Here is a 13,168-nt window from a genome sequence, read left to right on the forward strand (position 1 = left end):
ATTTGTTCCTGGCCACTAACGTCAATGACAGGCGCGCGCGACCGCCTTGTGTGTACGCCGCGATATCGTGCCGGGCACCAAGGCGTTCGCGCGTAGATCCCACAGACCTCATAGGCCAGAAACAAATGTAGGAGCGAGCCTTGCTCGCGATGCGTCGCGCGGGCGGCATTCGATCTCACAGGCAGCGGAAAACCCGCCCCCCGCATCCCCTCCCAAACGCTCTGACCAAAAGTTGGTCAAAACCTGAGCAATATCCGCTATAATTCGCGCCCCTCATTTTCGGCAGGCCCTGCGCGCGCTGTTAACCAATGAAACTTATCGTCAAAGTCTTCCCAGAGATCACCATCAAGAGCCGGCCGGTGCGCAAGCGTTTCATCCGTCAGCTCGGCAAGAATATCCGTGTCGTGCTCAAGGACCTAGACCCTGAGCTCGCGGTCGATGGTGTCTGGGACAATCTCGAAGTGGTCACCCGCATCGAGGACGAGAAAGTCCAGCGCGAAATGATCGAGCGCCTCACCTGCACGCCGGGTATCACCCATTTCCTGCAGGTCGAAGAATACCCGCTGGGCGACTTCGACGATATCGTCGCCAAGTGCAAGCAGCACTTCGGCCACCTGCTGGCCGGCAAGCGTTTCGCCGTGCGCTGCAAGCGCGGCGGCCATCACGATTTCACCTCGATGGACGTTGACCGCTACGTCGGCAGCCAGTTGCGTCAGCAGTGCGGCGCCGTCGGCATCGACCTGAAGAACCCGGAAGTGCTGGTGCGCATCGAAATCCGCGATCAGCGCCTGTACGTCATTCACAACCAGCACAACGGCATCGGCGGCTACCCGCTGGGTGCCCTTGAGCAGACCCTGGTGCTGATGTCCGGTGGCTTCGACTCCACCGTGGCGGCCTATCAGATGATGCGCCGCGGCCTGATGACCCACTTCTGCTTCTTCAACCTGGGCGGCCGTGCCCACGAGCTGGGCGTGATGGAAGTGGCCCACTACTTGTGGAAGAAGTTCGGCAGCAGCCAGCGCGTGCTGTTCATCAGTGTGCCGTTCGAGGAAGTGGTCGGCGAGATTCTGAACAAGGTCGACAACAGCTACATGGGCGTGACCCTCAAGCGCATGATGCTGCGCGGTGCCGCGCGCATGGCCGAGCGTCTGGAAATCGATGCGCTGGTCACCGGCGAGGCGATTTCCCAGGTTTCCAGCCAGACCCTGCCGAACCTGTCGATCATCGATTCGGCTACCGACAAGCTGGTACTGCGTCCGCTGCTGGCCAGCCACAAGCAGGACATCATCGACACAGCCTCCCAGATCGGCACCGCCGAGTTCGCCAAGCACATGCCCGAGTACTGTGGCGTGATCTCGGTGAACCCTACTACCCATGCCAAGCGTCACCGCATGGAGCATGAAGAGAAGCAGTTCGACATGGCTGTGCTCGAGCGCGCCCTGGAGCGCGCCAAGTTCATCTCCATCGACCATGTGATCGACGAGCTGGGCAAGGACGTCGAAATCGAGGAAGTGGCGCAGGCCTTGCCTGGTCAGATCGTCATCGACATCCGCCACCCCGATGCCCAGGAAGACGAACCTCTGGTCATCGACGGTATCGAAGTCCAGGCCATGCCGTTCTATGCGATCAACAGCAAGTTCAAGCACCTGGATGCCAACCGCCAGTACCTGCTGTATTGCGACAAGGGTGTGATGAGCCGTCTGCACGCACACCATCTGCTCAGTGAGGGACATGCCAATGTGCGTGTTTATCGTCCGACATAAGACGCCAGGGCTGTATGGCGGCAGCATCCGCCATCGCCCTCCCGACAGCCGGCCCCGCTGAGCCTTATGCCTTACATATTGGCCGCCTAGACTGGGCGGCAACCCGAATCCTCTGATCGAGATACAGTTGTGATCGAAAATCTGCGTAACATCGCCATCATCGCCCACGTTGACCATGGTAAAACCACCCTGGTCGACAAACTCCTGCGCCAGTCCGGCACCCTGGAGCGTAACGAGCTCAACGACGAGCGCGTCATGGACTCCAACGACCAGGAAAAAGAGCGCGGTATCACCATCCTGGCGAAAAACACCGCCATCCGTTGGAACGACTACCGCATCAACATCGTCGACACCCCCGGCCACGCCGACTTCGGTGGCGAGGTTGAGCGTGTCATGTCGATGGTCGACTCGGTGCTGCTGCTGGTCGATGCCCAGGACGGCCCGATGCCGCAAACCCGCTTCGTGACCAAGAAGGCCTTCGAAGCTGGCCTCAAGCCGATCGTCGTGATCAACAAGGTCGACCGTCCGGGCGCGCGTCCTGACTGGGTACTGGACCAGATCTTCGACCTGTTCGACAACCTCGGCGCCACCGACGACCAGCTGGACTTCCAGGTTGTCTACGCCTCGGCCCTGAACGGCATCGCCGGTCTGGACCACACCAACATGGCCGAAGACATGACCCCGCTGTACCAGGCCATCGTCGACCACGTTCCGGCTCCGACCGTTGACGTCGACGGCCCGTTCCAGATGCAGATCTCCGCGCTGGACTACAACAGCTTCCTGGGTGTTATCGGCGTAGGCCGTATCGCCCGTGGCCGCGTCAAGCCGAACACTCCGGTCGTCGCCATCGACACCGAAGGCAAGAAGCGCAACGGCCGTATTCTCAAGCTGATGGGCCACCACGGCCTGCACCGTGTCGACGTCGAAGAAGCTACCGCTGGCGACATCGTCTGCATCAGCGGTTTCGACGAGCTGTTCATCTCCGACACCCTGTGCGACATGAACCACGTCGAGGCGATGAAGCCGCTGACTGTCGACGAGCCGACCGTTTCGATGACCTTCCAGGTCAACGACTCGCCGTTCTGCGGCAAGGAAGGCAAGTTCGTCACCAGCCGTAACATCAAAGAACGTCTGGACAAAGAACTGCTGTACAACGTTGCCCTGCGCGTCGAAGAAGGCGACTCGGCTGACAAGTTCAAGGTTTCCGGCCGTGGTGAGCTGCACCTGTCGGTACTGATCGAAACCATGCGCCGTGAAGGCTTCGAGATGGCTGTAGGCCGTCCTGAAGTGATCATCCGTGAGGTGAACGGCGTCAAGCAGGAACCGTACGAGAACGTCACCATCGACATCCCTGAAGAATCCCAGGGCAAGGTCATGGAAGAAATGGGCCTGCGTAAGGGCGACCTGACCAACATGGCGCCGGATGGCAAAGGCCGTGTTCGTCTGGAGTACAACGTCCCAGCTCGCGGTCTGATCGGTTTCCGTAACCAGTTCCTGACCCTGACCAACGGTGCAGGCATCCTGACCTCGATCTTCGATCGCTATGACACCATGAAGCCTGGCCAGATGTCCGGCCGTCTGAACGGTGTTCTGGTTTCGATCGAGACCGGCAAGGCCCTGACCTACTCGCTGGAAACCCTGCAGGCTCGTGGCAAGCTGTTCATCGAGCACGGCCAGGATATCTACAACGGTCAGATCATCGGTCTGAACAGCCGTGACAACGACCTGGGCGTCAACCCGACCAAAGGCAAGAAGCTCGACAACATGCGTGCTTCGGGCAAGGACGAAGTCATCGCCTTGGTTCCGCCGGTTCGCCACACGCTGGAACAGGCCCTGGAATTCATCCAGGACGACGAGCTGTGCGAAGTCACGCCGAAGTCGATCCGTCTGCGCAAGAAGATCCTGGACGAAGGCGAGCGTACCCGCGCTGCCAAGAAAGCCAAGGCTTGATCGTCTAGCTTGAGTTGAAACGAAAACGCCCCCGGTCGAAAGGCCGGGGGCGTTTTTGTTTGCCTGCTGTTCCTGAGAGAACAGGGCAGGCAGGCGATCAGCGGGTTGTGGCCTTGGGCTTGTAGGCGCAGTACCCCGGGCGAGGCCCGACCTTCGGATGGTTCCGGCAGGTATCCGGTCGCTTGTCATAAATGGTGCACAGCCGGCTCTTGCGATCCAGATAGAGGCAATCGTCGTTGCTCATCCGCGTCAGGGTGAAAATGCCTGACTTCTGGTTGAAACGCTCGATGATGCCGTCTTTCTGCAGGCGTTTGGCGATGTTCTTCGGCGGCTCGTCCTTCTCGAACTCGTCTACCACGCCGATGCGGATCAAGTCTTTGATCTTCACTTCAACCGGCAGGGTGCAGCAGGTCGAATGGCAGCCCCCGCACATGTGGCTGGCATAGCGCTGCCAGGTTTCCAGGCGGTCTACTTCGGCCGCGGCAATCAGGGTCGTTTTCATCGTTTTTTAAGAGGTGAATCACGGTCTTGGGGCGCGCGATCATACCGGAGTTGTTCAAATTGTGAACAACCTTTTGCCGGAATCGTAAAGCGGGCATGAAAACTGCGAACAGGTGCTGTCACTCCTTGTCGAAGGGTCTAGTCTCAACACTCTCCCTCCGCTTTCGTCAACTTGCCCGAGGATGCCGCATGTCCCAGGAACCCAAAGCACGTGACGCCGAGGTGGCCGAGTTCCGTGCCGCTGTACTGGCCAAACTGACCTATGCGGTCGGCAAGGACCCAGAGCACGCTTTCGACCATGACTGGTTCGAAGCCATCGCCCTGGCTGCCCGCGACCACATGGTCGAACACTGGATGGATCACACCCGTCGCGCCTATAGACGCAGTCAGAAACGGGTCTATTACCTTTCCCTGGAGTTCCTCATCGGTCGGCTGCTGTATGACAGCCTGAGCAATCTGGGCCTGCTGGACATTGCCCGTGAAGCCTTGGAAGGGCTGGACGTGGACCTGGAGCGGATTCGCCTGCTGGAGCCGGATGCAGCGCTGGGCAACGGTGGCCTGGGCCGGTTGGCGGCGTGCTTCATGGAGAGCATGTCGACCCTGGGCATCGCGGCCCATGGCTATGGCATTCGCTACGAGCATGGCCTGTTCCGTCAGGCGGTGGTCGATGGCTGGCAGCAGGAACAGACCGAGAACTGGCTGGATTTCGGCAACCCCTGGGAGTTCGAGCGGGCAGAGGTCATCTACCCGATCAGCTTCGGTGGCAGCGTCGAGACGGTACACGATGCCAATGGCCAGCAGCGCCAGGTATGGTGGCCGGGCGAAACGGTGCGGGCGGTGGCCTACGATACGCCGGTAGTCGGCTGGCGTGGCGCCAGCGTCAATACCTTGCGGCTATGGCGTGCCCGGGCGCTGGAAGAGCTGCATTTGGAGCGCTTCAATGCGGGCGACCACCTGGGCGCGGTGGCCGAAGTGGCAAGGGCCGAGAGCATTTCGCGGGTACTGTACCCCGCGGACAGCACCGAGGCCGGCCAGGAACTGCGGCTGCGTCAGGAATACTTCTTCGTGTCCGCCTCGCTGCAGGATTTGCTGCGCCGCCACCTGAACATGCACAAGGACTTCCTCAACCTGCCTGATGCGGCCGCCATCCAGCTCAACGATACCCACCCCTCGATTGCCGTGGCCGAGTTGATGCGGCTGTTGGTCGACCAGCATGAAGTGCCTTGGGACAAGGCCTGGGAGCTGACCGTCGGCACGCTGGCCTACACCAATCACACGTTGTTGCCCGAGGCACTGGAAACCTGGCCTGTGGCCCTGATGGAGCGCATGCTGCCACGGCACATGCAGATCATCTATCTGATCAACGCCTACCATATCGACGCCTTGCGCGCCAAAGGCCTGCACGATTTCGACGTGCTGCGCGCGGTCTCGCTGATCGAGGAGGACAATGGCCGCCGTGTGCGCATGGGCAACCTGGCGTTCCTCGGTTCGCACAGCGTCAACGGTGTTTCGGCGCTGCACAGCAAGCTGATGAAAAGCACGGTGTTCGCTGAGCTGCACAAGCTCTACCCGCATCGAATCAACAACAAGACCAATGGCATCACCTTCCGCCGCTGGCTGTATCAGTCCAACCCGCCGCTGACCGCGATGCTGGTCGAGGCGCTGGGGCCAGAGCTGTTGGATGACCCGGAAGGGCGCCTGGCCAATCTGGTGCCTTTCGCGGACAAAGGCAGTTTCCGCAAGCAGTTCGCCGCCCAGCGCCTGCACAGCAAGCGTGCGCTGGCCAGCATCATCCAGGACCGCCTGGGGGTGACGGTCAATCCCGAGGCGCTGTTCGACGTGCAGGTGAAGCGTATCCACGAGTACAAGCGGCAATTGCTCAACCTGCTGCACACCGTGGCGTTGTACCAGGCGATGCGCGCCGAGCCCGGTACCGCGTGGGTGCCACGGGTGAAGATCTTCGCCGGCAAGGCGGCAGCCAGCTATCACCAGGCCAAGCTGATCATAAAGCTGGCCAATGACATCGCCCGTGTGGTCAACAACGACCCGACCGTGCGCGGGCTGCTCAAGGTGGTGTTCCTGCCCAACTACAACGTCAGCCTGGCCGAAAGCATTATCCCGGCGGCAGACCTTTCCGAGCAGATCTCCACAGCCGGGTACGAGGCGTCGGGCACCAGCAACATGAAGTTCGGCCTCAACGGCGCACTGACCATCGGGACCCTGGACGGCGCCAACGTGGAGATGTGCGAGCAGGTCGGTGCCGACAACATGTTCATCTTCGGCCTGACCGCCCAGCAGGTGGAGACGCGGCGCCGTGCTGGGGATTTCGGTGCCGGTGCCGCCATTGCCGCCTCCACGCGCCTGAGCGACGTATTGCAAGCAATCCGCAGCGGGGTGTTCTCGCCAGACGACCCCTCGCGCTACGCTGGGCTGATCGATGGCCTGGTGGCCCATGACCGGTTTCTGGTATGCGCCGACTTCGACGCCTATTGGGATGCCCAGCGACGGGTGGAGGAGTTGTGGCACAAGCCGGAGGAATGGTGGCGCATGGCGGTACTGAATACGGCGCGAATGGGCTGGTTCTCGTCTGACCGGACCATACGCGAGTACGCCACCGAAATCTGGAAGGCGCTGGATTGATGCAAAGGGGCCGCGACGCGGCCCATCGCCGGCTATTCGGCACCTGCCGTAAGCTCGCGCGGGAGACGGCTTGCCGGCGACCGGCCCCGACCATTGGCAGGGCGGTGGCTGAACTCAAGGCAGCAAGATGAGTCTCTTTGCTCGCTAGCATTGAACACTCCCTGTAAACTGCGGGGGTTTTCTCCCCCTATCCTTTCGGAGCCATACATGTCCCGCGTTACCCTGAGTCGCTATCTGATTGAGCAGACCCGCAGCAACAATACCCCTGCCGATCTGCGCTTCCTGATCGAAGTGGTGGCGCGTGCGTGCAAGGAAATCAGCCACAACGTGTCCAAGGGCGCCCTGGGTGGCGTGCTGGGTAGCATGGGCACTGAAAACGTGCAGGGCGAAGTACAGAAGAAACTGGACGTCATCTCCAACGAGATCCTGCTCGAAGCCAACGAGTGGGGCGGTCACCTGGCCGGCATGGCCTCCGAGGAAATGGACAACGCCTACCAGATCCCGGGCAAATACCCCAAGGGTGCTTACCTGCTGGTCTTCGACCCGCTGGATGGCTCGTCCAACATCGACGTCAACGTCTCGGTCGGCACCATCTTCTCGGTACTGCGCTGCCCGAACGAGTACCTGAGCCAGAACGAAACCCTGAACGAAAAAGCCTTCCTGCAGCCAGGTACCCAGCAGGTCGCCGCCGGTTATGCCATCTATGGCCCGCAGACCATGCTGATCCTGACCCTGGGCAATGGCGTCAAGGGCTTCACCCTGGACCGCGAGCTGGGCAGCTTCGTCCTGACCCACGAAAACATTCGCGTACCGGAAAGCACCGCCGAGTTCGCCATCAACATGTCCAACCAGCGTCACTGGGAAGCCCCGGTTCAGCGCTACGTGGGCGAACTGCTGGCTGGCGAGACCGGCCCGCTGAACAAGAACTACAACATGCGCTGGATCGCCTCGATGGTGGCCGACGTACACCGCATCCTGACCCGTGGTGGCCTGTTCATGTACCCGCGCGACGCGCGCGAGCCGAGCAAGCCGGGCAAGCTGCGCCTGATGTACGAAGCCAACCCGATGTCCTTCATCATCGAGCAGGCGGGTGGCGCTTCCACCAACGGTTACGATCGCATCCTCGATATCCAGCCAGAAAGCCTGCACCAGCGCGTGTCGGTCATCCTGGGCTCGAAGGAAGAGGTCGAGCGCGTTACCGCTTACCACAAGGAGTAAGACATGCTCGCACCTTGGCAGCCGTTGCTGGAGTGGTGGTTCGGTTGGGGCACCAGTCCCCAGGCCGTGGCTGACGAGAAGAGCACGTTGTGGTTCGGCAAACACCACGACGGCGAGGCTCAGGCGCTGTTCGGCGAGCTCGTCGAGCAGGCCTTGGCCGGCGGCCTCGATGAATGGCAGCAAAGCCCGCAAGGCTGGCTGGCCCTGCTGATCCTGCTGGACCAACTGCCGCGCATGATCTACCGCGACACGCCGCGCGCCTTCGACGGCGACCGGCGTGCCCAGGTGGTTGCCATGCAGGGGCTGCAGAAGGACTGGGATTACCAGCTGCTGCCTATTCAGCGGGTGTTCGTGCTGCTGGTGCTGGAGCATGCCGAGGTGCTGGACTGGCAGAACCTGTGCGTCGAGCGTTACCAGATCCTGCTCGATGAACAGCCGGAGGCGAACCGCCGGTTGTTCGAAGGGTTCCTCGACTATGCCGAAAAGCACCAGCGGGTAATTGCCCGGTTCGGGCGTTTCCCGCATCGCAACCTGGTGCTGGGGCGGCCGAGCACCAGTGAAGAGATGGACTTTCTGCTGGAGCCTGGGTCCAGGTTCTAGCGCCGTGCGCCGGCTCCCACAAGACGCGTAGGAGCCGGTTTGCCGGCGATGCGGCCCGCCATCTCAGATCCGGAAACTCCCCACCAGCTGTTTCAACCGCTCCACCTGGTGTTCGAGGTCGGTGCAGGCACGCAAGGTGCTCTGCAGGTTTTGCACGCCTTCCTGATTCAATGCATTGATCTCGGTAATGTCGACGTTGATCGACTCCACCACGGCAGTCTGTTCTTCGGTAGCGGTCGCGACCGACTGGTTCATGCCATCGATTTCCCCAATGCGCTGGGTCACGCTGCTCAACCGTTCACCCGCCTGATTGGCGATGCCAACGCTGTGGTCGCTGTGCTGTCGGCTCTGGTTCATGGTGCTGACCGCCACCTGCGCGCCGGCCTGCAGCTCTTCGATCAGGCGCTGTACCTGCTGTGCCGATTCCTGGGTGCGATGGGCCAGGTTGCGTACCTCATCGGCCACCACGGCAAAACCACGTCCGGCCTCGCCCGCGCGAGCAGCTTCGATCGCGGCGTTGAGCGCCAGCAGGTTGGTCTGCTGGGAAATACCGCTGATCACATCGAGAATCTGGCCGATGTTCGCGGTGTGTGCGTTCAGCGTTTCGATGTTGCCGCAGGAGTCGCTGATGCGCGCCGACAGCTGGTTCATCACCTCTATCGTGCGACCAACCACCTGGTGACCATCCTCGGCCAGGCCTCGTGCTTCGCTGGAATGCTGCGAGGCCAGCGCCGCGTTCTGGGCGATTTCCTGGGCCGCGGCACCCAGCTGGTTGATGGCCGCGGCCACGCTGCTGGTGCGGCTGGACTGCTGGTCGGCATTGTCGATCGAGGCATTGGAGGCCGACACCACCTGTGCCGCTACCGCATTGACCTGGCCAGTGGCCGAGGCGACTTCGCGGATGGACTCGTGGATTCGCTCGACGAAGCGGTTGAACGATTTGCCGAGGCTGCCGAATTCGTCCTGAGCATGAATGGTCAGGCGGCGGGTCAGGTCACCTTCACCTTCGGCGATGTCATGCATCGCGCGTCCCATCAAGTGCAGTGGCTCCATCAGCACGCGTATCAGCAGGCTCAGCAGGCCAATGATCACCACCACCGCAATCAGGGTCGCGACGATGGCCGAGGTGCGTAGCTCGCCCAGCATGGCGAAGGCCGCGTCTTGGTCGAGGACCAGTGCCACGTACCAATCAGCAGAGGGTACGCCGTCGACATGGGTGAAGCTGATGAACTGCTTGCGCCCGTCCAGCTCGACCTCCTGCAGGCCGTTGGTGGTGCGCGGCGGAGTGCCTGGATAGACGTCGGCCAAGGTCTTGAGCGCAAGTTCGGCCTTGGGGTGGATCAGGATCTTGCCTTCGCCGTTGACGATAAATGCATGCCCGCGGCCATCGAAGTCCAGGGTGTTGATCAGGTTGCTGATGGTCTGCAGGTCGGTGTCTACGCCGCTGACGCCAATCAGCTTGCCAGCCTGTTGCACCGGCGTGGCCAGGGTGATCACCAGCTTACCGGCGGATGCCGAGATGTAGGGTTCGGTGACGATGGTCCGGTTGGCGGCGCTGGCGGCCTTGTACCAGCCTCTTGCACGAGGGTCGTAGTCGGCGGCGCGGTTGCCGACCGGTACCGACTGCATGCTGCCATCCTGGCCGCCGAAGTAGGTGAGTTGGAAGTTGCTGCCATACACCGGCAGCGACAGGCTGCGGTCGAGGCTGGCCTTGCCAGGGCCGTCCAGCGCGACTTGCTGGGCCAGCGAGTCGAGCAGTTGGATGCGGCTGTCGAGCCAGTTGTGGATGTTGCCCGCCGTCAGATTGCCCAGGTCCCTCAGGGTAGCTTGCGTATCGCTGCGCAGCGACTGACGTTGTCGGTAGTCGTTGAACAGGACGAAACAGGTGAAGGCGACCGCTACCACGAGGGCGGCGGCCAGCAGAATCTTGTGGCTGAACTTCAGGTTCTTGGTCATGAATACGGTCTGCGCAAGGCAAGTCGGAGGGAGAGGGTGTGGCAATCCGCCACAGCGCCGCTCGCTGTGTCGACCTGGCGCAAGGAAACCTTAATCGTTTGCGCAGCGCCAGCCGACCGACGGTGCATGTGTAAAGGGTGGCATCCAGGGAACCAGGGAGGGTTTTTCCCGTCGAAGGACACTGCAGGCCACTCGCCTGCACCTACTTGTCCAGGAGTGTCCCTTCATGTCGTTGCGTTCCCTCGCCCTGTTGTCCTTGTGCGTCGTCCTGACTGCGTGCAGCAAGATCAATCAGGAAAACTATTCCAAGCTCAAGGCCGGTATGAACAAGGCCGAGGTCGAGCAACTGCTCGGCACGCCCACCGAGTGCTCTGGCGCACTGGGCATGAGCAGCTGCACCTGGGGGGACGAAAAGAGCTTCATCAGCGTGCAGTACGCAGCTGACAGGGTTCTGATGTACTCAGGGCAGGGTCTCAAATGAAGCGTCTGCACCTGCTGCTGGGTCTGTGCCTGGTGATGCTGCTGGGGGGGTGCGCCACGTCGGCCAACGACCCGCTGGCACCAAAGACCGCAGGCAACGTCGACCTCAAGCGTTACCAAGGCAAGTGGTACGAGCTGGCCCGACTGCCAATGCCTTACCAGAGCGAATGTGCCCAGTCAGAGGCCCATTACAACCTCAAGCAGGATGGCTCGTATGGCGTGCTCAACCGGTGCCGGACGATGGGCGACGAGTGGTTGCGCGCCGAGGGGCATGCCAACATTCAGGAGCCAGGCCATACCGACAAGTTATGGGTGGAATTCGATAACTGGTTCACCCGCCTGGTACCGGGTCTGACCAAGGGCGAGTACTGGATCCTGTACGTGGATGACCGTTACCGCACGGCAATCGTCGGCAGCCCGGACCGCAAGTACCTGTGGATTCTTTCGCGCACGCCGACCTTGCCGGCCTGGGAGCGCGAGAACCTGTTGTCCGAAGCCCGGCAGCAGGGTTACGACACCAGTCGCTTGATCTGGCGCACGGCCGACAAGCAGATCGTGCAGATGCATTGATGCCAGCCTCCTCGCCGGCATCCAGCTCCTCGTAGGAGCCGGCTTGCCGGCGAAAGGGCCATTTCTCGACACGTCATCCCAACAGCTGCCGCAACACCTGTGCGAACGCCCGTGCGCTTTCCTCTTCCTGGGCATGTCGCCCCTGACGCACTACCCACTGACCATTGACCATTACATCCCGTACCTGACGATCTCCACCGGCAAACAGCCAGCGGTTCAGAATGGCGTCGCCATCGGCAGTGGCGATGTACGGGTCCTGCCCGTCGAGCACGAGCCAGTCGGCCCGTTTGCCCCGTTCCAGGGTGCCGATGGTCTGGCCCAGCGCCTGGGCCCCGCCGCTTAGCGCTGCGTCATACAGCGTACGTCCCACCATCGGCTGGCGTTCACCATGCAGGCGGTTGCGCCGCTGGTCCCGCAGGCGCTGTCCGTATTCCAGCCAGCGCAGTTCTTCCACTACGCTCAGCGAGACATGGCTGTCCGAGCCGATGCCCAGTCGTCCACCTTCAGCCAGGTAATCCACCGCCGGGAAGATGCCATCACCCAGGTTGGCTTCGGTGGTCAGGCACAGGCCTGCGACGGCACCGCTGCGGGCCATGGCCGTCACTTCATCGGCAATGGCGTGGGTGGCATGTACCAGGCACCAGCGCTGGTCGACGCTTACGTGCTCGTACAGCCACTGCAGTGGGCGCAGGCCGCTCCAGGCCAGGCAGTCATCCACTTCTTTCTGCTGTTCGGCGATGTGGATGTGAACCGGGCACTGCTGATTGGTCGCTGCCAGCACCTGGTCGATCTGCCCAGGGGTAACCGCACGCAAGGAGTGGAAGCACAGGCCGAGCTGCTGCGCGGGTTGGGCCGCCAGGACAGGGGCGAGCTGTGCCTGCAGGGCCAGGTACTGTTCCGTGGTGTTGATGAAGCGGCGCTGGCCTTCATTGGGGGCCTGGCCGCCGAAGCCTGAATGGCTGTAAAGCACGGGCAGCAAGGTCAGGCCGATACCGCTGCTGTTGGCGGCGGCGCTGATGCGCCGGGACAGCTCGGTGGGGTCGGCGTAGGCCTTTCCTGCCTGGTCATGATGGACATAGTGGAACTCGGCCACCGAGGTATAACCGGCCTTGAGCATCTCGATGTAAAGCTGGCGGGCGATGACGTGCAGTTGCTCCGGCGAGATCTTGCCGACCATCCGGTACATCAGCTCGCGCCAGGTCCAGAAGCTGTCGTTGGGATTGCCGGCCACCTCGGCCAGGCCTGCCATGGCGCGCTGGAATGCGTGGGAGTGCAAGTTCGGCATGCCCGGCAACAGCGGCCCGTGCAACCGTTCGGCGCCCTCAGCGCTGGCATTGGCTTGCACGTCTGTCAGGTGGCCATCGACAGCGACCTCCAGACGGACATCGTTAGCCCAACCGTTGGGCAGGAGGGCGCGTTCGGCGAAGTAGGCGGGCATGTGGCGATCCTGTTATTGTTCAGCTTGTATATACATATACAGCCGTTTGCCT

The 13,168-nt window shown here is 61.8% G+C and carries 10 protein-coding genes; 7 read left to right on the plus strand and 3 right to left on the minus strand.

All coding sequences use genetic code 11. The features are described from left to right. The first annotated feature begins 308 nt into the window (after positions 1 to 308). Together thiI and typA are read left to right on the plus strand one after the other, a co-directional pair. Positions 309 to 1,763: a tRNA uracil 4-sulfurtransferase ThiI gene (thiI, locus tag P3R38_RS01830; protein WP_023378280.1), complete on the plus strand. Its 1,455-nt coding sequence runs from the start codon at positions 309 to 311 to the stop codon at positions 1,761 to 1,763. A gap of 129 nt (positions 1,764 to 1,892) precedes the next feature. Further along, the gene (gene typA / locus P3R38_RS01835; protein ID WP_023378281.1) at positions 1,893 to 3,713 is read left to right on the plus strand and encodes a translational GTPase TypA; all 1,821 of its coding nucleotides are present in this window, start codon (positions 1,893 to 1,895) and stop codon (positions 3,711 to 3,713) included. Between the two features lie 97 nt (positions 3,714 to 3,810). Here the strand turns inward: typA and P3R38_RS01840 are convergent, their stop codons facing one another. Then, positions 3,811 to 4,215, minus strand: coding sequence for a YkgJ family cysteine cluster protein (locus P3R38_RS01840; RefSeq protein WP_023378282.1), 405 nt, complete (start codon positions 4,213 to 4,215; stop codon positions 3,811 to 3,813). A 188-nt stretch (positions 4,216 to 4,403) separates the two neighbouring features. Here P3R38_RS01840 and P3R38_RS01845 point away from each other — a divergent pair, with 188 nt between their 5' ends. The 3 genes from P3R38_RS01845 (at position 4,404) to P3R38_RS01855 (ending at position 8,672) form a co-directional block, all read left to right on the plus strand. Next, positions 4,404 to 6,854, plus strand: a complete 2,451-nt coding sequence (locus P3R38_RS01845) for a glycogen/starch/alpha-glucan phosphorylase (protein ID WP_027907930.1) — start codon at positions 4,404 to 4,406, stop codon at positions 6,852 to 6,854. 207 nt (positions 6,855 to 7,061) lie between these two features. Continuing rightward, positions 7,062 to 8,072 carry a class 1 fructose-bisphosphatase gene (locus P3R38_RS01850; RefSeq protein WP_023378284.1) on the plus strand — a complete coding sequence of 337 codons (1,011 nt, stop codon included), beginning with the start codon at positions 7,062 to 7,064 and terminating at the stop codon, positions 8,070 to 8,072. Between the two features lie 3 nt (positions 8,073 to 8,075). Beyond that, entirely contained in the window at positions 8,076 to 8,672 is a 597-nt protein-coding gene (locus P3R38_RS01855; protein WP_023378285.1) for a DUF924 family protein, read from the plus strand. A 63-nt stretch (positions 8,673 to 8,735) separates the two neighbouring features. Here the strand turns inward: P3R38_RS01855 and P3R38_RS01860 are convergent, their stop codons facing one another. After that, on the minus strand, positions 8,736 to 10,628 hold the full coding sequence (locus P3R38_RS01860; RefSeq protein WP_277686775.1) for a methyl-accepting chemotaxis protein: 1,893 nt from the start codon (positions 10,626 to 10,628) through the stop codon (positions 8,736 to 8,738). Between the two features lie 226 nt (positions 10,629 to 10,854). Here P3R38_RS01860 and bamE point away from each other — a divergent pair, with 226 nt between their 5' ends. Then, positions 10,855 to 11,109, plus strand: a complete 255-nt coding sequence (bamE, locus tag P3R38_RS01865; protein ID WP_023378287.1) for an outer membrane protein assembly factor BamE — start codon at positions 10,855 to 10,857, stop codon at positions 11,107 to 11,109. After that, a complete protein-coding gene (locus tag P3R38_RS01870; RefSeq protein WP_277686776.1) occupies positions 11,106 to 11,678 on the plus strand; it encodes a lipocalin family protein in 573 nt (190 codons plus the stop codon). Before bamE ends, P3R38_RS01870 begins: the two co-directional genes overlap by 4 nt. Before the next feature lie 73 nt (positions 11,679 to 11,751). Here P3R38_RS01870 and P3R38_RS01875 read toward each other — a convergent pair whose 3' ends face one another. Next, on the minus strand, positions 11,752 to 13,116 hold the full coding sequence (locus P3R38_RS01875; RefSeq protein ID WP_277686777.1) for a formimidoylglutamate deiminase: 1,365 nt from the start codon (positions 13,114 to 13,116) through the stop codon (positions 11,752 to 11,754). Between the last annotated feature and the right edge of the window lie 52 nt (positions 13,117 to 13,168).

Origin of the sequence: Pseudomonas sp. NyZ480, from assembly GCF_029537255.1 — a bacterium.
GTDB classification, from domain to species: Bacteria; Pseudomonadota; Gammaproteobacteria; order Pseudomonadales; family Pseudomonadaceae; genus Aquipseudomonas; species Aquipseudomonas taiwanensis.